At 56.3% G+C, this 23,152-nt stretch carries 19 protein-coding genes; 13 read left to right on the forward strand and 6 right to left on the reverse strand.

The window, feature by feature from the left end:
- Window positions 1-105 precede the first annotated feature (105 nt).
- On the reverse strand, window positions 106-1,443 hold the full coding sequence (locus E0L20_RS03570; RefSeq protein WP_131632719.1) for a TolC family outer membrane protein: 1,338 nt from the start codon (window positions 1,441-1,443) through the stop codon (window positions 106-108).
- Between the two features lie 720 nt (window positions 1,444-2,163).
- Here E0L20_RS03570 and E0L20_RS03575 point away from each other — a divergent pair.
- Both E0L20_RS03575 and E0L20_RS03580 read left to right on the forward strand, forming a co-directional pair.
- Window positions 2,164-2,907 carry a DeoR/GlpR family DNA-binding transcription regulator gene (locus tag E0L20_RS03575; protein ID WP_131632720.1) on the forward strand — a complete coding sequence of 248 codons (744 nt, stop codon included), beginning with the start codon at window positions 2,164-2,166 and terminating at the stop codon, window positions 2,905-2,907.
- Between the two features lie 13 nt (window positions 2,908-2,920).
- Window positions 2,921-3,988 carry an oxidoreductase gene (locus tag E0L20_RS03580; protein ID WP_131632721.1) on the forward strand — a complete coding sequence of 356 codons (1,068 nt, stop codon included), beginning with the start codon at window positions 2,921-2,923 and terminating at the stop codon, window positions 3,986-3,988.
- A gap of 84 nt (window positions 3,989-4,072) precedes the next feature.
- Here the strand turns inward: E0L20_RS03580 and cybB are convergent, their stop codons facing one another.
- Entirely contained in the window at window positions 4,073-4,603 is a 531-nt protein-coding gene (gene cybB, locus E0L20_RS03585; protein ID WP_131632722.1) for a cytochrome b561, read from the reverse strand.
- Window positions 4,604-4,793: 190 nt separating this feature from the next.
- Here cybB and gap point away from each other — a divergent pair, with 190 nt between their 5' ends.
- Window positions 4,794-5,795, forward strand: coding sequence for a type I glyceraldehyde-3-phosphate dehydrogenase (gene gap, locus E0L20_RS03590; protein ID WP_131632723.1), 1,002 nt, complete (start codon window positions 4,794-4,796; stop codon window positions 5,793-5,795).
- A 37-nt stretch (window positions 5,796-5,832) separates the two neighbouring features.
- Here gap and aldA read toward each other — a convergent pair whose 3' ends face one another.
- Window positions 5,833-7,272 (reverse strand): aldehyde dehydrogenase, encoded by a 1,440-nt coding sequence (gene aldA, locus E0L20_RS03595; protein ID WP_131632724.1) that lies wholly within the window; start codon window positions 7,270-7,272, stop codon window positions 5,833-5,835.
- 198 nt (window positions 7,273-7,470) lie between these two features.
- Window positions 7,471-8,262 (reverse strand): YdcF family protein, encoded by a 792-nt coding sequence (locus E0L20_RS03600; protein ID WP_131632725.1) that lies wholly within the window; start codon window positions 8,260-8,262, stop codon window positions 7,471-7,473.
- Between the two features lie 229 nt (window positions 8,263-8,491).
- Between E0L20_RS03600 and E0L20_RS03605 the strand changes: the two genes are divergently transcribed.
- Genes E0L20_RS03605 through E0L20_RS03620 form a run of 4 tightly spaced genes read left to right on the forward strand, consistent with a single transcriptional unit; the run spans window position 8,492 to window position 13,341 of the window.
- Complete coding sequence (locus E0L20_RS03605; RefSeq protein ID WP_165500676.1) at window positions 8,492-10,144, forward strand: MFS transporter; 1,653 nt, start codon at window positions 8,492-8,494, stop codon at window positions 10,142-10,144.
- A gap of 21 nt (window positions 10,145-10,165) precedes the next feature.
- Window positions 10,166-11,248, forward strand: a complete 1,083-nt coding sequence (locus tag E0L20_RS03610) for an HlyD family secretion protein (protein WP_131632726.1) — start codon at window positions 10,166-10,168, stop codon at window positions 11,246-11,248.
- Complete coding sequence (locus E0L20_RS03615; protein ID WP_131632727.1) at window positions 11,245-12,624, forward strand: efflux transporter outer membrane subunit; 1,380 nt, start codon at window positions 11,245-11,247, stop codon at window positions 12,622-12,624. Before E0L20_RS03610 ends, E0L20_RS03615 begins: the two co-directional genes overlap by 4 nt.
- Before the next feature lie 57 nt (window positions 12,625-12,681).
- Window positions 12,682-13,341: an O-methyltransferase gene (locus E0L20_RS03620; RefSeq protein ID WP_131632728.1), complete on the forward strand. Its 660-nt coding sequence runs from the start codon at window positions 12,682-12,684 to the stop codon at window positions 13,339-13,341.
- Between the two features lie 71 nt (window positions 13,342-13,412).
- Here the strand turns inward: E0L20_RS03620 and hrpA are convergent, their stop codons facing one another.
- Window positions 13,413-17,315 (reverse strand): ATP-dependent RNA helicase HrpA, encoded by a 3,903-nt coding sequence (gene hrpA / locus E0L20_RS03625; protein ID WP_131632729.1) that lies wholly within the window; start codon window positions 17,313-17,315, stop codon window positions 13,413-13,415.
- 204 nt (window positions 17,316-17,519) lie between these two features.
- Between hrpA and azoR the strand changes: the two genes are divergently transcribed.
- Both azoR and E0L20_RS03635 read left to right on the forward strand, forming a co-directional pair.
- Window positions 17,520-18,125 (forward strand): FMN-dependent NADH-azoreductase, encoded by a 606-nt coding sequence (azoR, locus tag E0L20_RS03630; protein ID WP_131632730.1) that lies wholly within the window; start codon window positions 17,520-17,522, stop codon window positions 18,123-18,125.
- Window positions 18,126-18,214: 89 nt separating this feature from the next.
- Window positions 18,215-18,901 (forward strand): RluA family pseudouridine synthase, encoded by a 687-nt coding sequence (locus tag E0L20_RS03635; protein WP_131632731.1) that lies wholly within the window; start codon window positions 18,215-18,217, stop codon window positions 18,899-18,901.
- 7 nt (window positions 18,902-18,908) lie between these two features.
- Here E0L20_RS03635 and E0L20_RS03640 read toward each other — a convergent pair whose 3' ends face one another.
- Complete coding sequence (locus tag E0L20_RS03640; protein WP_131632732.1) at window positions 18,909-19,448, reverse strand: DUF2058 domain-containing protein; 540 nt, start codon at window positions 19,446-19,448, stop codon at window positions 18,909-18,911.
- Between the two features lie 270 nt (window positions 19,449-19,718).
- On the opposite strand from E0L20_RS03640, the gene E0L20_RS03645 reads away from it, so the two are divergent.
- The 4 genes from E0L20_RS03645 to E0L20_RS03665 all read left to right on the forward strand — a co-directional run bounded on the left by E0L20_RS03645 (window position 19,719) and on the right by E0L20_RS03665 (window position 23,150).
- Complete coding sequence (locus tag E0L20_RS03645; RefSeq protein ID WP_131632733.1) at window positions 19,719-20,240, forward strand: DUF2778 domain-containing protein; 522 nt, start codon at window positions 19,719-19,721, stop codon at window positions 20,238-20,240.
- 253 nt (window positions 20,241-20,493) lie between these two features.
- On the forward strand, window positions 20,494-20,985 hold the full coding sequence (locus E0L20_RS03655; RefSeq protein ID WP_131632735.1) for an Hcp family type VI secretion system effector: 492 nt from the start codon (window positions 20,494-20,496) through the stop codon (window positions 20,983-20,985).
- 137 nt (window positions 20,986-21,122) lie between these two features.
- On the forward strand, window positions 21,123-22,097 hold the full coding sequence (locus tag E0L20_RS03660) for a DUF1852 domain-containing protein (RefSeq protein WP_131632736.1): 975 nt from the start codon (window positions 21,123-21,125) through the stop codon (window positions 22,095-22,097).
- Window positions 22,098-22,121: 24 nt separating this feature from the next.
- Window positions 22,122-23,150 carry a methionine synthase gene (locus tag E0L20_RS03665; protein WP_131632737.1) on the forward strand — a complete coding sequence of 343 codons (1,029 nt, stop codon included), beginning with the start codon at window positions 22,122-22,124 and terminating at the stop codon, window positions 23,148-23,150.
- The last annotated feature ends 2 nt before the right edge of the window (window positions 23,151-23,152 follow it).

Here is a 23,152-nt window from a genome sequence, read left to right on the forward strand (position 1 = left end):
GTGTACGGATTCCTGTGGATATGTCCACCAGATGGATGTAGCTATCCCTGGGAAAATTCACCCATTATTGTCAGACTTATATCGCGCAGAAAGGCGCGTCTTTTATTAACTCAAATCGGGTAATTTCGCAGCAGCGTTTTTCTCGATGCCAATAAGGGGCATGAGATTGTCTACAGCTGATGCGTAATTAATTGCCGAACTCCAGCCATCATATTCGGCGATTATTTTTGCCGAGGTCGCGGCCCACACGTCCTGTTCGACGCTGAGCAAATCGTTAATGCTGCGCTTGCTCAGGGTATATTCGTTTTTATAGACATCGCGGGCGCGCAGCGCATTTTCCAGCTGTCGTTTTCCCGCCTCCACTCTGCCGCGCGCGCCGGTCCAGTCGGCCTGAGCAACCGAGGCTTTTTGCAGTACATCAAATCGCGCCTGGTCAACCTGAGACGATGCCATCGCCCTTGTGCCCTCGGCCTGGCGCACGCGTGCCGATACGGCGCCCCCCTGGTAAAGCGGTGCGTCAATATTGAGCTGTATTTGGTCGTCCCAGTAGGAACGGTTGTCCGACTCATAGCGCGTGCGGCCGCCCTTCAGGCTTAACGTCGGCCAGTGCTGGGACTTCGCCGTTTCAACGCCATACTGGGCGGAGCGCTCCATGTTCTGCGCGGCCATCACCGCGGGTATCAGCGAATAATCAATGCGGTTCAGCGAATCAGGCTCGACGGCGAGATTCGCGGGCACAGGCGAATAGCGCTCCGCCTGCATTCCGGTCAACACCGCCAGTCGTGCGCGGGCGCTGTTTAAGGAAGCGTTATACTGCTGAACCGTCGCCTGCATGCCCGCGATCCGCGTGCGGGTCTGAAGTTCGTCGGATGTCGAACTCACGCCTGCATCCGCACGCAGCTTCGCCAGCTGCTCGACGTTTTTAAGCGCCTGCACATTCTCTTTTGCCGCCTGCAGCAGATCGGTGTAGCGCTTAACCTCCACGTAGCTGAGGGCCGTTTTTTCCGCTACGTCAGACAGCGTGCCCATCAGCTGATAGCGATAGCTATCGCGCTGGGCCGAAGACTGGCTGATGCTGTTGTTGGTTTTGCCAAAATCGTAAACCAGCTGCGTCAGGCTGAGGCCCCAGGCCGCAGAATTACGCAGCGATCCGCTGGAATCTGTCGTTTGGCTATGGCCCGTGCTGCCGTTTAAGGATATTTGTGGCATCCAGCCGCTGCGCGCTTCATCTATTTGCGCCTGGCCAATACCCAGCTGCGCCGCCTGCTGGCTCACGGAAGGATCGCGATCGATGGCGAAAAGGATACTTTCTTTGAGCGTTGTCGCGGTAATTGGCGCAATGCCAACCTGGCTGCTATTGGCGTAAGCCGTATTGACGACCAGGGCAATAAGCGCCACGGCTGTCGGAAATCTGAATAAACTATCGTTACGCCATGCAGTCATTTTATCCCCCTGACTCTGAGTGCTGACCAAATACTTACCCAAAAGTGGTAGTGATAATTAGACAAATACTCTTCACTCCCTCTGCGCCAAATTTAAGGTGAAAGCTGCCCATCCCATTTCCACTGAAAATGAGAGCCGACCGTATTAAATAAAATTAGGAATTTACTTATTTTTAAAGCTGGATTGCAGCATAACAAAATGCTTTATATGCAACTACACCCACAGTGTTAATAAGGTGTTACAAATAAGAAAAATCGCAAGGTTTCTCGACAATAGTCTTAAAAAGGCCTTTCACATGAAACAAATAAACCCCTTGTTATTTAAGTAAAATTCCTAAAATGCGCCCTGTACATTTTTGCGTTAATTTCCGAGTGCGTCAGACACAAAGATTTTCAAAGAACTGTCAATTTAAGTAACCTTCTAAGCTTAAGGAAGATTTAATTTTATAAAATACAAAGCAACCAGCTTATTATTCCATTAATAAAGTAAATAAAGGAGTAATACGCTAATTACCCGCACTATAGCGGTCACATAGCCCAAATAGTTAAACAAAACATAACGATAACATCGTGATTAACATAAAAAACAGTTTAGAAAGACTTAATTAATTAAATTTTAATAATCACTTAATTGAACCATGCGCTAGGTTTGACTATTCCCTTTCATGAGAAATGCGGTAATATGCAAACTATTGCGATATTTTGCAGGATTACGCTTACCATGCATAAAACGGCGAGACAAAAATACGTTCTGGAGATGCTCAGCGAACAGGGCCAGGCCAGCATCACCGAGCTGGCAGAAAGGCTAAACGTCTCTGCAGATACCATCCGCCGGGATTTGACCGACCTGGAAAATCAGGGGCTGGCGCAGAAAAACCACGGCGGCGCTATCGCGCTGGATCTTTCCGCCATGAGTCGTCACAGCAGAAATACGCTGCTGCCCGAAGCCAAACAGCGCCTGGGGAAGCGGGTTGCACGGAGCGTTCCGCCGGGTTCAACGCTGTTTCTGGACGCGGGAAGCACGGTTCTGGCGGTCGCCTCTTTCCTTGAAGGCCCGCTGACCGTCATTACTACGTCGCTGGATATCGCTCAGTTGTTCAGCGACCGGACGGATATCGACCTGATCCTGCTCGGCGGGAAATGGGACCAGAAACAGCGCCTGTTTGCCGGCAGCGCGACCCTCTCCCTGCTCTCGCGCTACCGGGCGGATATTGCCATTCTCGGCGCCTGTGCTATCCACGCCGAGCTGGGCCTGAGCGCCAGCCAGGAGGCCGATGCCGAGGTTAAGCGAGCCATGCTGGCAGCCAGCCACCAGCACTGGATCGTAGCCGATCGCCTCAAGCTGAACCGCTGTGAACCCTGGCTTGTCTGTGGGCTCGCCGACATTCATCAACTGTTTTTAGATCGTCCCTGGGCAGAGCCTGGGGATACTGGCGCACTGCAGATTACGGTTTGCGCAAATTAAGGTGGAGTTCGTTATGAATAAAGTGAAGACAATCAACGTTGCGCTCATCGGCTATGGTTTTGTCGGCAAAACGTTTCATGCCCCGCTTATCCAGTCGGTGGAAGGATTAAAACTGGCGGTGGTTTCCTCGCGTGATGAAGAGAAGGTAAAACGCGATCTGCCGGATGTTCAGGTAGTTGCCACCCCCGAAGAGGCCATTCAGCATCCCGATATCGATCTGGTGGTCATCGCCTCGCCTAACGCTACCCACGCGCCGCTGGCGACGCTTGCCCTGAACGCAGGCAAACATGTGGTCGTCGATAAGCCGTTTACGCTCGACATGCAGGAGGCCCGCGACCTGATTGCCCTGGCGGATGAAAAAGATCGCCTGCTCTCGGTGTTCCATAACCGCCGCTGGGACAGCGATTTCCTCGGCATCAAGCAGGCTATCGAGCAAGGCCGTATCGGCAAGGTTAAACTTTTTGAGTCGCACATTGACCGCTTCCGCCCGGAAGTGCGCGTGCGCTGGAGAGAGCAAAACGTGCCGGGCAGCGGCCTGTGGTTCGACCTCGGCCCGCACCTGATCGACCAGACGCTGCAGCTTTTCGGGTTGCCCGAGTCGGTTCAGGGCAATATCGCCACCCTGCGCGACGGCGTGGAAATTAACGACTGGGCGCACGTGGTCCTGAACTACCCTGAACATAAGGTGATTCTGCACGCCAGCATGCTGGTGGCTGGCGGTACGTCGCGCTTTACCGTTCACGGCGATAAAGCCAGCGTGGTGAAGGCATGCATCGATCGGCAGGAAGCACAGCTGCTGGCGGGTGTTGTTCCGGGCAGCGAAAGCTGGGGAGAAGACAGCGACGATATGGTGCTGTTTGATGCCAACGGCGACGCAACGCGCCTGAAAACGCCGAAGGGCGATCAGCGTCAGTATTACATCAACGTACGGGATGCGCTGATGGGCAAAATCGAGAACCCGGTTCATCCGGTTGACGCGCTGGCGGTAATGGCGGTGCTGGAAGCGGCGGTGAAGTCATCTGAAACAGGGTCAACCCAGACGCTGGAATTAACACCTGAAGAGCGTGCTCTGCTGCGTTAAAAAACAAGCCGGGTGGCGCTGCGCTTACCCGGCCTACAAAAGGTTCTGAATCGTAGGCCGGATAAGCGCAGCGCCAGTTAAAGACTACTGACGCTTTTTCGGCATCATGCGCAGCAGCGTGTTGTCTTTCCAGAAATAGTGGTGCATCAGCGCCGCCAGCGCGTGCAGGCCAATGACGAAATAGCCCAGGTTTGCCAGCGTCACGTGCCACTCTTTAAGCACATCCACCAGGTCAAAATTCCCTTCCGCCGCGTGCGGCATCACCATACCGAAGGCAAACCAGTCATTCCCCCGGTTATACATCATCACAATGCCGATCAGCGGCAGCGCGATAAACAGCACGTACACAATCAGGTGGCCCAGATGCGACAGGCCGGTGATCATCGGTTTGGGCTTCGGCTGAATGGGCGGAGCCGGGTACTTAAGGCGGATCAGCAGGCGCGCCACCATCAGCACCAGGATGGAGATCCCGCAGGAAACGTGGATCATGTTTATCAGCGGACGGTCTGTTCGCGGAAAAAAGCCTCTGAACTCCATGGCGCAGTAGGCCACGATGACTAACAGAAACACCAGCCAGTGAATGCCGATTTGCAGGCCTGTATATTTAGTGCGCATGTGATTTCCTGATGAATAACAAATACAGCGCCAACATAATCCGCTTTGCTTAAAAATTCATTAACTTTTCTGTATGGTTTTTCAAATACTTCCTTACGCATGAAGCATCTTCAATTGCCGCCCGGCCCGTGATGGTCTAAGCCTGGATGAGTTCAAACTGTCGCATCGACATGTTCACCAGGAGAATACGATGAGTAAAATTGGTATTAACGGATTTGGACGTATCGGACGCCTTGTGCTGCGTCGCCTTCTTGAAACCCAGGACAGCAATACCGTCGTCGCCATCAATGACCTAACCTCTCCAAAAGTGCTGGCCTACCTGCTGAGGCATGACTCTAACTACGGCGGATTTCCGTGGAGCGTCGACTTCACCGAAGACGCGCTGATTGTCGATGGTAAAACCATCGCGGTTTACGCCGAAAAAGAGGCCAAACATATCCCCTGGAAATCGGCAGGCGTGGATATCGTCGTGGAATGCACCGGTTTTTATACCTCGGAAGAGAAATCCAGAGCGCATCTGGATGCAGGTGCCAAAAAGGTGCTGATCTCCGCCCCGGCGGGCGAGATGAAAACCATTGTGTTCAACGTTAACGACGACACTATCGATGCCAGCGACACCATCATCTCCGTCGCCTCCTGCACCACGAACTGCCTCGCCCCGCTGGCGAAAGCGCTCCACGACGCGTTCGGCATTAAGGTGGGCACCATGACCACCATTCACGCCTATACGGGTACGCAGGCGCTGGTAGATGGGCCGCGCGGGAAAGATCTGCGCGCCTCGCGCGCGGCGGCGGAAAACATCATTCCCCACACGACCGGTGCCGCCAAGGCCATTGGGCTGGTGATCCCGGCGCTGAGCGGCAGGCTGAAAGGTCATGCGCAGCGCGTGCCGGTCAAAACGGGTTCCGTAACGGAGCTGGTGGCCATTCTTGAGAAAAAGGTCACGGTGGAGGAGATCCACGCCGCGCTGAAAAAAGCCACCCAGGGCAACAAATCCTTTGGCTACACCGACGAGGAAATTGTCTCCTCCGACGTGATCGGCTCACACTTCGGTTCGATATTTGACGCGACGCAGACGGAAGTGACCGAGGCGGGCGATGTGCAGCTGGTGAAGGCCGTCGCCTGGTATGACAACGAGTATGGGTTCGTCACGCAGCTGGTGCGGACCCTGGATAAATTTGCCTCGCTGTAAGGCAAAAACCCCCTCTCCTGCGGGAGAGGGGTATTCATTAAGACTGTAGATAGACCACCTGCGTTTGCAGATATTCATTCAGCCCGTGCTTACCGTCCGCGCCGCCAATCCCGGACTTGCGCCAGCCCGCGTGGAAGCCCTGCATGGCTTCAAAGTTCTCGCGGTTAATATAGGTTTCGCCAAACTTCAGCCCTTTAATCGCCTTCATGGCGACGTTCAGATCCTGAGTATAGAGTGATGACGTTAAGCCGTAGTCGCTGTCGTTAGCCATTTTCAGCGCCTCCTCCAGCGTATCAAAAACCACCACCGGCAGTACCGGGCCAAACGTCTCTTCATGCATAATCGCCATTTCCTGGCGCACGTCCAGCAGCAGCGTCGGCGGATAATAGTAGCCTTTCCCCTCGACCGCCTTGCCGCCGAGCACCACTTTCGCCCCTTCCTGTACCGCGCGCGCCACTTTCTGTTCCACGCGCTCAAGCGCGGCGGCGTTAATCAACGGCCCCATCGCAATGTCGTTTCGTTCGGCGGGATTGCCAAACTGAACGGCTTTCATCGCTTCCCCAAGACGGTTAACGAAGCGGTCATAAATCCCTTTCTGCACGTAGACGCGCTCGGCGCAGTTACATACCTGCCCGGTGTTGATGACGCGGGAATCGACGATGGCTTTTACCGCCAGCTCCAGGTTGGCATCATCCATTACAATGGCGGGCGCTTTACCGCCCAGCTCAAGCCCTACTTTGGTGATGTTTTTCGCCGCCGCCGCCATGATCTTCTCACCCGCGCCGACGCTGCCGGTCATGCTGACCATCGCCACTTTTGGATTCCCCGCCAGCTCCTGGCCGACGGTTTCGCCCCGGCCCAGCACCAGGTTGAAGACCCCTTTAGGCAGGCCAATGTCGTCGACGATTTTGGCAAAAGCAACGGCGTTATTAGGCGTAAATTCGCTTGGCTTAATGACGATGGTGTTTCCCGTCAGCAGCGCGGGCGCGAGCTTGCGGGCAATCAGAAAGAACGGGAAGTTCCACGGCAGGATGCCGGTGGTGACGCCCAGGGCGCGCTTGAAGACCAGAATGTTCTCGCCGGGACGGTCGCTCTGGATAATTTCCCCTTCGTAGCGACGCGCCCACTCGGCCATATAGTCGATGTAGTCGGCGGTAAAGTTAACTTCTACCTCCGCCAGCTGCTGAATTTTGCCGCCTTCTGCCACGATCAGGGCGCTGATTTCGCTCACGCGCTCGCGGATACCGGCGGAGATTTTACGCAGCCAGCCGGCGCGTTCGATGGCGGGCAACGCCTCCCACTGAGGCTGAGCGCGCTCGGCGGCGTCGATGGCCCTGGCCGCATCTTCAGCGCGACCGTCGGGAATACGGGAAATGACCTCTTCGGTGGCCGGGTTGATGACATCAATCCAGGCGTCGCCCTGCCAGGTAACAAACTGTCCGTCGATATACATAGGATGTTGTACGGGTACTGTCATAACCTGCTCCTGTAATTACACTGTTTTTAACAAGTAAACTTATTGTTAAAAACTACAGTTGCAGGCGAAGTTGCCTACTCTATCACGCTGTTTTTGTGAGATATCTCAAAAAAGAACCGGGTCAACAAAAGGTCATCATTACAAATTCGCAACATCAATTGCCCGTTTGCGGCAAAGGTTACGCAAACGGGCAACGGCTCAGGAAACTGAACGTTGGTTCAGCAGCCCGGTCAGGATTGTGTCCTGCCGCAACGTCTCCCACGCCGCGCTCACCGCATCGGGAAATTCAACGTGGGTAATGAAATCGCGCCCCGCCGGGCCATAGCCGTTGATGTCATCATACAGGCGCGGAAGCTCCCCCAGCAGCAGCGAGATATAGCGTTCAACCGGCCACAGGCCGTCGCGATCCGGGCTAAACGCCACGCCGCCCTCACCGTTATGAAGACGGGGAATAAAGCCCGGATGGCTTAGCCACTGCGGTGAGACAGGCTCATCGCGGCACACCCGGGCGAAGGTTGCCAGCGTACGGCGCTGCATGGTGGGGTCTTGCACGACCAGCACCCGCCCGGCGCGCTGCCGATGCCGTTTGAGCAGTTCCCAACTAAAGCGGGCATTTTCCCCGCAGTTGGTTGAGCGATCTTCAATCAGGATTTGGCTGGTGGGGATCTGCCAGAACCGGCTGGCGATATCCCCCAGGATGCTCGCCTCCGCGCGCCCGGCGGTGGGGATCGCGTGATAGCGAGGATGACCGGCAACGGCTGCATATAAAAATGAGGTCGAATGCCCGATCCCGCCGCTGATCAGGAGCGGAATACCGTTTTGCGCGGCGATGCGGCACGCCGCGTCAATCGTGGGAATCACCGCATTTCCGGCCAGGATTACTCTGTCAACGTCAGACACCTGTCGGTCATCCTGCGCCAGCCACGCCCCGACGGTGTTGATTGCCGCCAGCGTGGCGTCCGGCAAGCCGGGAATGTTAGCCTGTTCCATTGCGGTCTCCTCCTGATATGGTCTCTTAGGGTAGCGGCATTAGCCTGACGGGCGCAACCGTGGGCACGCTTCACGCAGGTGAGCCCGCCCTCATTTCGTTTTTTTCCTTAACTATCCCTTCAACATGCGGTTAACATGCGATACTCATATTCACTTGAATTATGATTTACGTCAGACGTAGAATCATTAGCCCGCTCACTATTCAACTATTGCTAAGGTAAACGTCGCTATGCGCCTGCCCCAACGCGATCCTTATGCTCCTCGCGAGTGGCAGCCACATGAGAAGCCCGCCCTGCTGGGTTCACCCTCTACGCCGGAACACCCTACTCCGAAGCGAATTGCCTACGGCATCGTTGGACTGCTGGTGTGCCTGACGGGCGCGCTCGGTAACGCGGTCGTGACCGCCAACCTGCAAAACCTGCAGGGAACCTTCGGGGCATGGTCGACGGAGATCGCCTGGCTGCCCGCCGTCTACGTCATGACCAACGTCTCCATCAACCTGCTGCTGGTGAAATTCCGCCAGCAGTACGGGCTGCGGGCGTTTACGGAGGGGTTCCTGGTGCTTTATGTGCTGGTGACCTTTTTCCACCTGTTTGTAAACGACCTCAGCTCGGCGCTGATGGTGCGAGCCGCGCACGGCATGGTCGCGGCTGCGCTCAGTTCGCTCGGTATCTATTATCAGATTCAGGCCTGGCCCGCGAAGCACCGTCTGAAAGCCCTGACGATTGGTATTACCGGCTCGTCGCTGGCGATCCCCATCGCGCGGCTGTTTTCAACCGAGCTGCTCCAGCTCGACGAGTGGCGAGGGCTTTACTTCTTTGAGCTGGGGCTGGCGCTGATATCGCTGGCCTGCGTGATGGTGCTCAAGCTGCCGCCGGGCGACCGCCGTAAGGTTTTCGAGAAGAAAGATTTTGTGACCTTCTTTCTGCTGGCGCCCGGGATGGCGCTGCTGTGCGCGGTGCTCTCTTTGGGCCGTCTTGACTGGTGGTTTGAAGCGCCGTGGATTGGCTGGTCGCTGGCGCTATCGCTGGTGTTGATTGTCTCTGCGATTATGTTTGAACATAACCGCAGCAATCCCTTGCTCAATACCCGCTGGCTCTCAAGCGGCAGTATCGTGCGTCTGGGGTTAATTATGCTGTTGATCCGCATCGTGCTGGCGGAGCAGAACACCGGGGTTATCGGCTGGCTACAGTACGTTGGCCTGCAAAACGAACAGATGACGCACCTGGCGTGGTCTATTTTCGCCGGCATCGCCTGCGGGATCGTCGCCAGCTGTTTAACGATCAAGCCCACTAAGCTCGCGTGGCCCATCATTACCTCGCTGGCGCTGATGATTGTGGCCTCCCTGCTCGACAGCCGGTCGACCAGCCTGACCCGCCCGGACCAGCTGATGCTGAGCCAGTTCCTGCTGGGCTTCGGCAGCGCCTTCTTTCTTGCCCCGGCAATGCTGGCCGCCATCGGTGGCGTCATCGCCGAACCGCGCAACCTGGTTAGCTTCTCGGTGATGTTCGGCATGAGCCAGAATATCGGCGGCCTGCTCGGCTCAGCGATCCTCGGCACCTTCCAGACCTGGCGCGAGAAATACCACTCCAGCCTGCTGGCCGAACAGCTCACCACGCTCAATCCCCTGGTGAACGAGCGCATTCAGGCCTATACCCAGATGTATCAGAGCCTGATTGGCGACAGTTCCCTGCTGGGTACCCAGGCCATCACGCAGCTGCAGACGGTCACCGCCCTTGAGGCGAATATTCTGGCTTATAACGACACTTATCTTCTGACGGCGAGCATTGCCGCCGCCACGCTGGTGTGGATTTTATGGCGCTTGTTGCGCCTGCGCATAACTGCCCGCATGGCCCTGAAGAAGGCCACGGGCAACAAATAATAGAGAGTTTCTGGAGAGTTTATGAGTCAGCAGGATGCCGCCAAAGAGCAGGCCAACACGCGCAAAAACGTGCGCATTGTTTCGGTATTCACCGCCGCCGCCATCGGTATTGTCGGCGTGCTGGCGATCCTCTACGCCTGGCAGCTGCCGCCGTTTACCCGGCACGCGCAGTTTACGGATAACGCCTACGTGCGCGGCCAGACGACGTTTATCAGCCCGCAGGTGAATGGTTATATCACCGAGGTGAACGTACAGGACTTTGTGCAGGTAAAAAAAGGCGACGTGCTGCTTCAGATAGACGATCGTATCTATCGCCAGCGGGTCCATCAGGCCGAGGCGCAGCTGGCGATGAAAATTGCCGCGCTGAAGAACAACCTGCAGCAGCGTAAAAGCGCCGAAGCGACGATCGCGAAAAACGAGGCGGTGCTGAAAAATGCGCGCGCCCAGAGCCTGAAAACCCAGGCGGACCTCAGGCGCGTGAAGGATTTAACGGCAGACGGGTCGCTCTCCATTCGCGAGCGCGACGCGGCGCTTGCCAGCGCCGCACAGGGTAGCGCCGACATCGACCAGGCCAAAGCGTCGCTTGAGATGTCGCGCCAGGACCTGCAGACCGTTATCGTCAATCGCGGTTCGCTTGAGGCGGATGTCGAAAATGCGAAAGCAGCGCTGGAGCTGGCGCAGATCGACCTGCAAAACACCCGCATTATTGCCCCGCGCGACGGCCAGCTCGGCCAGATTGCCGTGCGTCTTGGCGCGTACGTTACCGCCGGAACGCACCTGACCACGCTGGTCCCGCCGCAGCACTGGGTGATCGCCAACATCAAAGAGACACAGCTCGCGAATTTACGCGTCGGACAGCCGGTCAAATTTACCGTCGATGCGCTTAACGACAAGGCCTATCAGGGCCGGGTGGAGAGCATTTCTCCGGCGACGGGCGTCGAATTCAGCGCGATTACCCCGGATAACGCCACCGGCAACTTTGTCAAAATCGCGCAGCGTATTCCGGTGCGCATCGAGGTGCTTGGCAAACCTGAAGACTCAGCCCTGCTGCGCCCAGGCATGTCGGTGCAGGTGACGATTGATACGCGGGAGGCGAAGCCATGACGCTGCGCCCCCTAGCCGGCCTGCTGATCGCCGTCATTCTGGCGGGATGCCAGTCGGTGGACGTTGAACCGGCAAAATCGTCCCTGCATATCCCGGCGCAATGGCGCACCGATGCAGGCCCCGCCAGCCAGGTAGAACAGCTCTGGTGGCGAAGCTTTCACGACAGTAACCTCAACCGCTACGTGGATGAGGCGCTCAAAAACAACAGCGACGTGCTGATTGCCCGCGAGCGCGTGAACGAATATCAGGCGCGGGTCTATGCCGCCGACGGCAGCCTGTTCCCGTCGCTTGAGGCGGGCGTGACGGGCACCCGCGCCCGTTCGCAATCCGCCGCCACCGGTCTGCCGGTCTACGGCACGCTGTACAAAGGCAGCCTCACCGCCAGCTACGATGTTGATCTCTGGGGCGTGAACCGCAGCACCGCCCGCGCCGCCGAGGCCTCGCTGGAGGCGCAAAAAGCCGCTGCCGCGGCGGCGGATTTAACCGTTGCGTCGTCGGTAGCTACCGGATACGTCACCCTGCTCTCGCTGGATGAACAGCTGCGCGTCACCGAATCCACGCTAAAGTCGCGCGAAGCGGCGTTCAACCTTGCCAAACGGCAGTTTGAAACGGGATACACCTCGCGGCTGGAGCTCATGCAGTCCGACTCTGAACTGCGATCCACACGGGCGCAGGTGCCCGTGCTCCGGCATCGGATTGCTCAGCAGGAAAACGCGCTGGGCCTGCTGCTTGGCGGTAATCCGGGCAATATCGCACGTGGCGACAGGTTTGACGCGCTTACGCCGCTCCACCTGCCGTCGCAGTTGCCGTCGACGCTACTTAATCGCCGTCCGGATATCGTGCAGGCGGAACGCCAGCTTATTGCAGCCGACGCAACGCTGGCGGCGTCGCGTGCCAGCCTGCTCCCGTCGATCAACCTCACCGCAACCGGATCGATACAGGATCGTACCCTGTCCGGCCTGCTGGATAACCCGCTGCAGCTCTGGAGTGCAGGCGGCAGCATTCTGGCGCCGCTGCTGAACCGCCAGGCGCTAAATGCGCAGGTTGATATTTCCCAGTCCCAGCGTAATCAGGCTCTCTATTCCTACGAAAAAGTGGTGCGAAATGCTTTTGCAGAGGTGAATGATAGCCTTGACGCCATAACGCGCTATCAGGAACAGCTGACGGAGCTGCTTGCCCAGCAGGACGTGGCGCAGGAGACGCTGCGGATTGCGCAAAACCGCTACAGCAACGGCTATTCGTCCTATCTGGACGTGCTTGACGCGCAGCGTACGCTGTACTCGGTGCAAACCAGCGTGGTACAGGTAAAAAATAATCTGCTGCTGGCGCAAATTGACTTGTATAAAGCGCTGGGCGGCGGATGGGTAAGTGCCTGAAAACCTGCCGGGTAAAGCGTAGCCGCCAACCGGCAATCCCTCTCAAGGAGTCAATCTATGCAACAACAGTGGTCTGCAGTAGATAATTACATGATTTCTTCACTCATACCCGAAGATGACGTGCTCCTGCGGGTTCTTGAGAATAATAAGCGCGCCGGGCTACCCGAGCACGATGTCGCCGCCAATCAGGGGCAGCTGCTGGCGCTGTTCGTGCGCATGACGCAGGCAAGACGCATTCTTGAGATCGGGACCCTGGGCGCCTATAGCTCGATCTGGATGGCGCGCGCCCTGCCGCCGGACGGAAAGCTGGTTACGCTTGAAGCGGACCCAGCGCATGCAGAGGTTGCGCGGCAGAATATCCAGCTGGCCGGACTTAACGATCGCATTGAACTCATCGAAGGGCCCGCGCTGCCGTCACTGGAACAGTTTGGCGACGTTCCCCCGTTCGATCTGATCTTTATTGATGCCGATAAGCCGAACAATCCCGGCTATCTGGAGTGGGCGCTTCACTATTCTCGTCCCGGCACGGTGATTATCGGCGATAACGTGGTGCGCGACGGCGAGGTCATTAACGGCCAAAGCGACGACGCGCGGGTGCAGGGCGTGCGGCGTTTTATCGAGATGATTGGGGATAATCCGCGGTTAACCGCCACCGCGCTTCAAACGGTGGGGGTTAAGGGATGGGATGGGTTTACGCTGGCGATGGTGAACGGGTGAAAAAATGTGCGGGCTGATGCCCTCACCCCGACCCTCTCCCACAGGGAGAGGGAGAAAACCGGGCAAGGGTTTTAACCGTAGATCTGCTCCATCGCCTGCAGAATACGCTTATCCGAAATCGGATACGGCGTACCGAGCTGCTGGGCAAAGAAGCTGACTCGCAGCTCCTCGATCATCCAGCGGATCGCCTGCACGTCTTCATCATCGCGCCGCGCGGGCGGCAGCTTGTTCAGCCACTGCTGCCACGCCTGCTGCACGCTTTCCACTTTCAGCATCTGAACGCGGTCTCGGTGCGGATCGATGGCCATTTTCTCCAGACGTTTTTCAATCGCCTGCAGATAGCGCAGCGTATCGCCCAGACGCTTAAAGCCGTTGCCGGTGACAAAGCCGCGATAGACCAGCCCCGCCATCTGCGCCTTCACGTCCGAGAGCCCCAGCGCCATGGTCATATCCACGCGCCCCTTCAGGCGCTTGTTGATATTGAACACGGCGGTGAGGATCTGCTCGACCTGTTTGGCAATCTCCACCACGGTGTCGTTCAGCTCCGCGCGCACCTTTTCATGAAGCTTCGCAAAGCCCTCTTCCGTCCAGACCGGACCGCCCGCCTCGTGGATCAGCTTGTCCACGCCGCAGGAGATGCAGTCGTCAATCAGATCCAGCACCTTGCCGTACGGGTTAAAGTACAGCCCCAGCTTGGCTTTGTTCGGCAGCTTCTCGTGCAGATACTTGATCGGCGACGGGATGTTCAGCAGCAGCAGGCGACGCAGCCCGCGCCACATCATCTGCTGCTGTTCCAGCGGGTTATCAAAGAGCTTGATCGCCACGCTGTCGCGCTCGTCCACCAGCGCAGGCCAGGCTTTGACCTTATAGTTGCCGCGCTTCTGTTCGTAGCTTTCCGGAAGCTGACCGAAGCTCCAGATGTGTAGCCCGCTCTGCTCGATGCCGTCGTCCGCCACCGCAGACAGCGTCTCCTGAACTTTTCCCTTCAGGGCATCCTTCAGCTCGCTCAGCGAACGCCCTTCCTGCAGCTTTCTGTTTTTGTCGTCCACCACGCGGAAGCTGATTTTCAGGTGATCGGGCACCTGATCCCAGTTCCAGTCCTCTCGGTCGATGGTGGTGCCGGTCATGCGGCGGAACTCGCGCTCGAGCGCGTCCAGCAGCGGCAGTTCCAGCGGCGTGACGCGGCCTAAAAAGGCTTCCGCATAGTTTGGCGCAGGCACAAAGTTACGGCGCACCGGTTTCGGCAGGGATTTGATCAGCGCAATCACCAGCTCGCGGCGCAGGCCGGGGATTTGCCACTCAAACCCGCTCTCTTCCACCTGGTTCAGCAGCGGCAGCGGAATGTGGACGGTCACGCCGTCCGCGTCCGTGCCCGGCTCAAACTGATAGGTCAGGCGCAGCTTGAGGTTGCCCTGATGCCAGAAGTTCGGGTAGTCGAGCTTGCTGACCGACTCCGCCCCTTCCTTAATCAGCATGCTCTTTTCGAAGTTGAGCAGGTCCGGCGTCTCTTTGCTGGCCTTTTTCCACCAGCTGTCGAAGTGGCGGGCAGAAATCACCTCGTGGCTGATGCGCTGGTCGTAAAACTCAAACAGCGCCTCATCGTCCACCAGAATATCGCGACGGCGGGACTTGTGCTCAAGCTCCTCCACTTCGGCGCGCAGCTTCAGGTTTTCGCGGAAGAACGCGTGGCGCGTCTGCCAGTCACCCTCCACCAGCGCGTGGCGGATAAACAGCTCTCGGCTGAGCGCCGGATCAATCTGGCTGTAGTTAACCTTGCGCGCGGCGACCACCGGCAGGCCGTAAACGGTCACCTTCTCGGTCGCCATCACCGCGCCCTGCGCGCGCTCCCAGTGCGGTTCACTGTACGAGCGTTTCAGCAGGTGCTGCGCCACCGGCTCAACCCATTCCGGATCGATACGCGCGGCAATGCGCCCCCACAGGCGGCTGGTTTCCACCAGCTCGGCGACCATCGTCCACTTCGGCGGCTTCTTGAACAGACCGGAACCGGGGAAGATGGAGAAGCGCGCGTTGCGTGCGCCGGTAAACTCCTGCTTGTCCGCATCTTTCATCCCGATATGGGACAGCAGGCCGGTCAGCAGCGCGATATGAATTTCGCGGTACTCCGCAGGCTCGCTGTTCACCGGGATCCCCAGCTCTTTCACCACCTGACGCAGCTGCGTGTAGATATCCTGCCACTCGCGCACGCGCAGGTAGTTGAGGAAATCCACGCGGCACTGGCGGCGGAACTGGTTCGAGGAGAGCGCTTTCTGCTGCTCGCCGAGGTAGTTCCACAGGTTGACGAAGGCGAGGAAGTCGGACTCTTTGTCGTGGAAGCGACGGTGCTTTTCATCAGACGCCTGCTGCTTGTCCATCGGACGCTCGCGCGGGTCCTGAATGGAGAGCGCCGAGGTGATGATCATCGCCTCGCGCACGCAGCCGTGCTTTTGCGCTTCCAGCACCATACGGGCCAGACGCGGATCGACCGGCAGCTGGCTGAGCTGGCGCCCCAGCGGCGTCAGCCTGTAGGCCGTTGCCTGCTCGTCGGTGGTAATCGCGCCCAGTTCTTCCAGCAGGCGCACGCCGTCCTGAATGTTGCGCTTGTCCGGCGCTTCCACAAACGGAAACGCCGCGATGTCGCCCAGCCCCAGCGCGGTCATCTGCAGGATAACGGACGCCAGGTTTGTGCGCAGAATTTCCGGATCGGTAAACTCCGGGCGCGAGAGGAAATCGTCCTCAGAATAGAGGCGAATACAGATCCCTTCCGACACGCGGCCGCAGCGGCCCTTACGCTGGTTGGCGGAAGCCTGAGACACTGGCTCAATCGGCAGGCGCTGAACCTTGGTGCGGTAGCTGTAGCGGCTGATGCGCGCCGTACCCGGATCGATAACGTATTTGATGCCCGGCACGGTCAGCGAGGTTTCCGCCACGTTGGTCGCCAGCACGATGCGCCTCCCGCCGTGCGGCTGGAACACGCGGTTCTGCTCGCTGTTGGAGAGGCGGGCATAAAGCGGCAGAATCTCGGTGTGGCGCAGATCGCGCTTGCTGAGCGCATCGGCGGTGTCGCGAATTTCGCGCTCGCCGCTCATGAAGATCAGGATGTCGCCCGAACTCTCGTTGCCCAGCTCGTCGACGGCGTCAAAGATAGCCTGTAGCTGATCGCGCTCGGTATCGTCCGCCTCCTCCACAATCGGGCGATAGCGCACCTCGACCGGATAGGTGCGGCCCGAGACTTCAATAATCGGCGCATTGTTGAAATGCTTCGAGAAGCGCTCCGGGTCGATGGTCGCGGAGGTGATGATGATTTTCAGATCCGGGCGACGCGGCAGCAGCTCTTTAAGGTAGCCGAGCAGGAAGTCGATGTTCAGGCTGCGCTCGTGCGCCTCATCGATGATGATGGTGTCGTACTGCATCAGCAGGCGATCCTGCTGGATCTCCGCCAGCAGGATACCGTCGGTCATCAGCTTGACCATGGTGTTATCGCTGACGTGGTCGCTGAATCGCACCTTATACCCGATGCAGCCGCCCGGCTCCGTCTGCAGCTCTTCGGCAATACGGTTCGCCACGGTACGCGCGGCCAGTCGACGCGGCTGGGTGTGGCCAATCAGCCCTTTCACCCCGCGCCCCAGCTCCATACAGATTTTCGGCAGCTGGGTGGTTTTCCCCGAACCGGTTTCCCCCGCGACAATCACCACCTGGTGATCGCGGACCGCCTCAAGGATGTCCTGTTTTTTCTGACTGACGGGCAGATTTTCCGGGTAGGTAATTGCCGGGCGTGCGGCTTCGCGCAGCACGACTTTCCCTGCCGCCTGTTCAATCTCTTTCGCCATCTCCTGGTAAATGGCCTGTTGTGCATCAGGATTTTTAACCTTCTTGACCCCGTGCAGGCGGCGCGCAAACCGCTGTTTATCCCGCAGCATAAGGGTATCCAGCTGTTTCAGGAGCATCGGGAAGGTTAATTTTAGTTGTTCTGTCATAGCGTTAACGGGCAGTGCACTGCCGGATAAATTCTCTTTTTAATGATTGATATAGAGTACCACATCGGCGCTTTTCGCGCCTTATTCAAAAATTTCGAACATAGACTTCGATATATTGCGCTATCCCTGCGACAGGATTGTGAATAAAGTGTCAACAAGCAACGGGGCAACCCCCTTCAATCAAATGCAAAACAGGAATCACCCATGAGCAAAGTATTAGTATTAAAATCCAGTATTCTGGCAGGGTACTCTCAGTCTGGTCAGCTGTCCGATTATTTCGTTGAGCAGTGGCGTGAACAGCATCCAGCGGACGAAATCACCGTGCGTGACCTGGCCGCAAACCCGATTCCTGTGCTTGACGGTGAACTGGTTGGCGCGCTGCGTCCAAGCGATGCTCCCCTGACGCCGCGTCAGCAGGAAGCCCTGGCGCTGTCCGACGAGCTGATTGCGGAACTGCAGGCGCACGACGTTATCGTCATCAACGCACCAATGTACAACTTCAACATCCCTACCCAGCTGAAGAACTACTTCGACCTGGTAGCGCGCGCTGGCGTGACCTTCCGTTACACCGAGAAAGGCCCTGAAGGTCTGGTGACTGGCAAGCGTGCGGTTGTACTGACCAGCCGCGGTGGTATTCACAAAGATACCCCAACCGATCTGGTTGCGCCGTACCTGACCCTGTTCCTGGGCTTCATCGGCATCACCGACGTGAACTTCGTGTTCGCTGAAGGTATCGCCTACGGTCCGGAAGTGGCGACCAAAGCGCAGTCTGACGCGAAAGCAGCGATCGACGGCTTCGTCGCAGCCTAAGATTTCGCCCTCTCACCGCCCGGTGGGAGGGTTTTTCTTTTCCCCACATTTCGTTATCATCCGCGCTCATTCTCCAGCGGTTCCTTTTAATGTCTGCCATTAATGATACGTTTGTTGCCCCGCCGTGTTTCGACGAAATTGAACTCCTCTGGCAGGACGAACATCTGCTGCTGATCAACAAGCCCTCCGGACTTCTCAGCCTTTCAGGCAAAAATCCGCAGAACCTCGATTCCGTTCATTATCGTCTGGTTCAGTCTTTTCCAGGCTGCACGCTGGTGCATCGTCTGGATTTTGGCACGTCAGGGATTATGGCGATCGCGCGAAACAAAGCGATCAACGCCGCGCTGTGCCATCAGTTCAGCCAGCGTGCGGTGAGCAAGGTCTATGCCGCGCTGCTCTGCGGACACGTTGAGAATGACGAAGGGATAATTGATGCGCCAATTGCTAAAGATCCGGCGCTGTTTCCGCTGATGTCGATTTGCGCCGTCACGGGCAAACCTGCCCGCTCGCGCTACCGGGTGATCGAACGTTTTTATCAGCCGACGGGGTTGCCGTTGACGCGGGTTGAGCTTACGCCGGAAACCGGGCGTACGCACCAGCTGCGCATTCACTGCCAGCAGCTGGGCCACCCTATTTTGGGCTGCGATTTATATGGCGGCCTTGAATGGCCCGGCGCCGGAATGACGCCGCGGCTGATGCTGCACGCCAGCGGGCTGGATTTTGTGCATCCGGTGAGCGGAGAGGCAATCAACGCCCGCCACGCTGCACCGTTTTAAACAGGGTTTACCACATCAAATCGTCAGGGATTTTGAAGTCCGCGTATGGATCGTCCTCGTCCTGCTCTTCCTGGCTCAGCGCGCTGTTCAGAACGATGCTGTCGGCATCGCGCTGGGCGATTTTATCCGCAACCACCGCCGGGATGATCGCGTATTCGCAGTCGCCGTTGGCGTTAATCACCAGACGCGCAATCGCCAGACGGCCGTTGATCAGCTGGGCCTGCGTTTGCTTATCGACCTCAATTTTTTTGATCAGATTGCCGTCGGTAAAGTTAAAGGTGATGTTGCCTCTTGAAACGGTAATGCGGTTCATCTCAATCAGCTGCTTCACCTGCGCTTTAAACTCCTTCGCCAGCACGGCCTGCTTCTGCTGCTCGCTGAGCTGTTTATCGCGCTCGATCTGCGCCTTCTTGTTTTCTTCGACGGCTTCTCTCGCCTCGCGCGCCTGCACGCGAGATTTTTTCGCCGTGCGCTGAACCTTAGCCATTTTCTTGCTGGACACGAGGCCCGCTTTCAACATCTGCTCTTGTAAGGTGAGTTTTGTCATGATCGTATCTAAACCGGTTGGAAATTTGGGGGGATTATAGCGGGAATTGGGCAGGATACGCCAGACAAGCAGGCGTGGCGTATCCTGGCCTAAGTCAGTCCCACAATTCCCTCAACATTTAATAACGATAATATCTTTATAGTGATTAAAAAATGCCACGTCATTTTCTTAAAAAAATTGGGCCAAGAAAAAATATGATGTGGGTAGAATATTCCAGCTCACTTCAGGCGTAGGCTCGGCTTTATTGTATAGATAGGATGATAAGAGACTGTGGCTATAAATGGAACAATGATGCTTAATGGTGCTGACTATGCGCCTTTCAACCTGTATGGCGTTGGCGTATTTATGGCGCATTCGGGGCAAGGTGCTTACCGTAACAATGGTTTTTGCGGCGCAATTAAAGGTTCGGGCCCAATTCCACCGGGTAAATACTGGATTGTTGACAGAGGGGCCGGAGGCTTCTTATCGGGTATAAAAGCTAATCTTCAGGATCGGTGGAACAAAATTAGATCCGGCGCAGAATTTGGGCGTGATGAATGGTTCGCCTTATACAAGGACGACTGGGGAATCGACGACGGCACCTGGATTGATAATGTTTATCGAGGTTTGTTTAGGCTGCATCCGGGCACGGTGTCGGAGGGATGTATAACTATCGCCCATAATTCTGATTATGCAATGATCCGTAACGCACTGATGAGTACAGAACTTATTCCGGTTCCCTGTATGCGTACGCTTATGGCACGCGGATGGGTGGAGGTTTTTGAAAATGGTTACACCCATACTTGTGCGTAATTGGCGCTTTAAAATTTTCAAAACAGCATGGTTTTTACTGATTAGCCTTTTGACTGGTCGCACTTTAGGACCAGCCGAAATGTATATCAATCATGACGTGGCCTCCTCTGTCTGTTATTTCATCTATGATGACGTCAACGCTGAAACCATGTACGAAACATATACAAATATCGATATTTTAACCGTGTTAATCATTTCTATGATGATTTATATCTTAACAATTACATTATTAGAAAAAATAAGGAAATAGAGCATGCCAATTCCTCCCTATTTGTGGCTTAAAGATGATGGCGGCGCGTGCATCACAGGATCGGTGGACGTCAAAGGCCGTGAAGGCAGCATTGAGATTATCGGGCTAAGTCACGGTCTTAATCTTCCGGTAGACAGCGCAAACGGCAAGATCACCGGCACACGACAGCACTCTTCCATGCGGTTCGAAAAGGAAGTTGATAGCGCCACGCCCTATCTCTACAAAGCCGCCTCTACCGGCAAGGCTTTTAAAAGCGCTGAAATCAGGTTCTATCATATTAATGATGCCGGGCAGGAGGTGTGTTATTACACCGTGTTAATGGAACACGTTAAGGTGACTGGCGTTAACTGCAGCGTACCAAACGTAAAGATCGCCGCCAACGACAAAATGAACCATGTAGAAAGCGTTAGCCTGAAGTATGAAAAAATCACTTGGCGCATCGTAGACGGGAACATCGTGCACAGTGACGCCTGGAATGAACGTCCTACAGCCTAAATACGAGGGGCCTAAGCCCCTCATGAACTTCCCTCATGTTGCATTGAAATTAAGTCACTTCCCCTGCGCCACTGGCTCAGGCATAAATTATGCATTGATAACTTCCTGGCAACATGAACTTAGGATGCATAACCACAATGAGTAAAGCTTTTACATTTAGCCTTAAGCGCAGTTGCTTCGATGAAAATTACAACCCGTCAGAAAATACGCGTACCACGACCAACTTTGCCAACCTGGCGCGTGGCGAAAAGCGTCAGGAAAATCTGCGCAACACGCTGGTGATGATCAACAACCGCTTCAACGCCCTGGCGCGCTGGGATAACCCTAAAGCCGATCGTTATGCGGTTGAGCTTGAGATTATTTCCGTGGATATGAACGTCGATGGCGAAAATAGCTTCCCGGCCATTGAAATACTGCAAACCTTTATTGTCGATAAAAAAACCAACGAGCGCATCGAGGGTATCGTCGGGAATAACTTCTCGTCCTACGTGCGTGACTATGATTTCAGCGTCTTGCTGCTCGAACACAATAAGGATCGGTCAACCTTCAGTATTCCAGAGAACTTTGGCGAACTGCACGGCAACATTTTCAAGCACTTCACCCACTCTGCCGAATACAAAGAACACTTCAAAAAGCCGCCGGTGATCTGCCTTAGCGTCTCCAGCAAGGACATTTACCACCGCACCGGTAACACCCACCCGGTGCTAGGCATCGAGTATCAGCCTGACGGCACCTCGCTGACCGAGCAGTACTTCGGCAAGATGGGCCTGAAGGTGCGCTACTTCATGCCGGAAAACAGCGCGGCGCCTTTCGCCTTCTATTATTCCGGCGATTTGCTGGCTGACTATTCGAATCTGGAGCTGATTGGCACCATCAGCACGATGGAAACGTTCCAGAAGATTTATCGTCCTGAAATTTATAACGCTAACTCAACCGCGGGCCAGTTCTATCAGCCGGATCTGAATCAGCAGGATCATTCCTTAACCAAAATTGTATATGACCGGGAAGAACGCAGCCAGCTGGCGATCCAGCAGGGTAAATTTACGGAAGAGCAGTTTATTAAGCCTTTCCAGCAACGTCTTGAGCAGTGGTCTCATAACTTCACGCTTTAATTAATCGAATAAGGTCTTTTTATTATGAAAACATTGCTCCCAACGTCTACGGCAGGCAGCCTGCCAAAGCCAACCTGGCTTGCTCAACCGGAAACCCTGTGGTCGCCGTGGAAATTACAGGATCAAGAGCTACTGGCGGGTAAGCAGGATGCCCTTCGCCTGTCCCTGGACGAGCAGCTTCGGGCAGGTATCGATATCGTCAGCGACGGCGAGCAGACCCGTCAGCACTTCGTGACCACCTTTATTGAGCACCTCAGCGGTGTGGATTTTGAGAACCGTCAGACCGTGCGCATTCGCAACCGCTACGACGCGAGCGTGCCCACCGTTGTCGACGCCGTGACGCGCCAGAAGCCGGTGTTCGTTGACGATGCAAAATACCTGCGTCAGCTCACCGACAGGCCGATTAAATGGGCGCTGCCGGGCCCGATGACCATGATCGATACGCTTTATGATGCCCACTACAAAAGCCGCGAGAAGCTGGCCTGGGAATTCGCCAAAATTCTTAACCAGGAAGCCCGCGAGCTGGAGGCCGCCGGGGTCGATATTATTCAGTTCGACGAACCGGCCTTTAACGTCTTTTTCGATGAGGTCAACGACTGGGGCATCGCCGCGCTGGAGCGCGCCATTGAAGGGCTAAAGTGTGAAACCGCCGTACACATCTGCTACGGATACGGCATCAAGGCCAATACCGACTGGAAAAAGACCCTGGGTTCTGAATGGCGACAGTATGAAGAGGCCTTCCCTAAGCTGCAGACCTCGAACATCGACATTATTTCCCTGGAGTGCCACAACTCGCGCGTGCCGATGGATCTGCTGGAGCTGATCCGCGGTAAAAAAGTGATGGTAGGCGCGATCGACGTTGCCACGAATACGGTTGAAAGCCCGGAAGACGTTGCCGACACCCTGCGTAAAGCGCTGCAGTTTGTCGATGCGGACAAGCTCTACCCGTCGACCAACTGCGGTATGGCTCCCCTTTCCCGCCAGGTGGCCAACGGCAAGCTGAAGGCGCTCAGTGCCGGAGCCGACATCATTCGCCGCGAGCTTTCCCGCTAACC

The organism is Enterobacter wuhouensis (genome assembly GCF_004331265.1).
GTDB classification, from domain to species: Bacteria; Pseudomonadota; Gammaproteobacteria; order Enterobacterales; family Enterobacteriaceae; genus Enterobacter; species Enterobacter wuhouensis.

Bases quoted from the DNA above. Each gene is read 5' to 3' on its own strand.
- E0L20_RS03570 (WP_131632719.1), bottom strand. From the start codon at position 1,443: ATGACTGCATGGCGTAACGATAGTTTATTCAGATTTCCGACAGCCGTG.
- E0L20_RS03575 (WP_131632720.1), top strand. From the start codon at position 2,164: ATGCATAAAACGGCGAGACAAAAATACGTTCTGGAGATGCTCAGCGAA.
- E0L20_RS03580 (WP_131632721.1), top strand. From the start codon at position 2,921: ATGAATAAAGTGAAGACAATCAACGTTGCGCTCATCGGCTATGGTTTT.
- cybB (WP_131632722.1), bottom strand. From the start codon at position 4,603: ATGCGCACTAAATATACAGGCCTGCAAATCGGCATTCACTGGCTGGTG.
- gap (WP_131632723.1), top strand. From the start codon at position 4,794: ATGAGTAAAATTGGTATTAACGGATTTGGACGTATCGGACGCCTTGTG.
- aldA (WP_131632724.1), bottom strand. From the start codon at position 7,272: ATGACAGTACCCGTACAACATCCTATGTATATCGACGGACAGTTTGTT.
- E0L20_RS03600 (WP_131632725.1), bottom strand. From the start codon at position 8,262: ATGGAACAGGCTAACATTCCCGGCTTGCCGGACGCCACGCTGGCGGCA.
- E0L20_RS03605 (WP_165500676.1), top strand. From the start codon at position 8,492: ATGCGCCTGCCCCAACGCGATCCTTATGCTCCTCGCGAGTGGCAGCCA.
- E0L20_RS03610 (WP_131632726.1), top strand. From the start codon at position 10,166: ATGAGTCAGCAGGATGCCGCCAAAGAGCAGGCCAACACGCGCAAAAAC.
- E0L20_RS03615 (WP_131632727.1), top strand. From the start codon at position 11,245: ATGACGCTGCGCCCCCTAGCCGGCCTGCTGATCGCCGTCATTCTGGCG.
- E0L20_RS03620 (WP_131632728.1), top strand. From the start codon at position 12,682: ATGCAACAACAGTGGTCTGCAGTAGATAATTACATGATTTCTTCACTC.
- hrpA (WP_131632729.1), bottom strand. From the start codon at position 17,315: ATGACAGAACAACTAAAATTAACCTTCCCGATGCTCCTGAAACAGCTG.
- azoR (WP_131632730.1), top strand. From the start codon at position 17,520: ATGAGCAAAGTATTAGTATTAAAATCCAGTATTCTGGCAGGGTACTCT.
- E0L20_RS03635 (WP_131632731.1), top strand. From the start codon at position 18,215: ATGTCTGCCATTAATGATACGTTTGTTGCCCCGCCGTGTTTCGACGAA.
- E0L20_RS03640 (WP_131632732.1), bottom strand. From the start codon at position 19,448: ATGACAAAACTCACCTTACAAGAGCAGATGTTGAAAGCGGGCCTCGTG.
- E0L20_RS03655 (WP_131632735.1), top strand. From the start codon at position 20,494: ATGCCAATTCCTCCCTATTTGTGGCTTAAAGATGATGGCGGCGCGTGC.
- E0L20_RS03660 (WP_131632736.1), top strand. From the start codon at position 21,123: ATGAGTAAAGCTTTTACATTTAGCCTTAAGCGCAGTTGCTTCGATGAA.
- E0L20_RS03665 (WP_131632737.1), top strand. From the start codon at position 22,122: ATGAAAACATTGCTCCCAACGTCTACGGCAGGCAGCCTGCCAAAGCCA.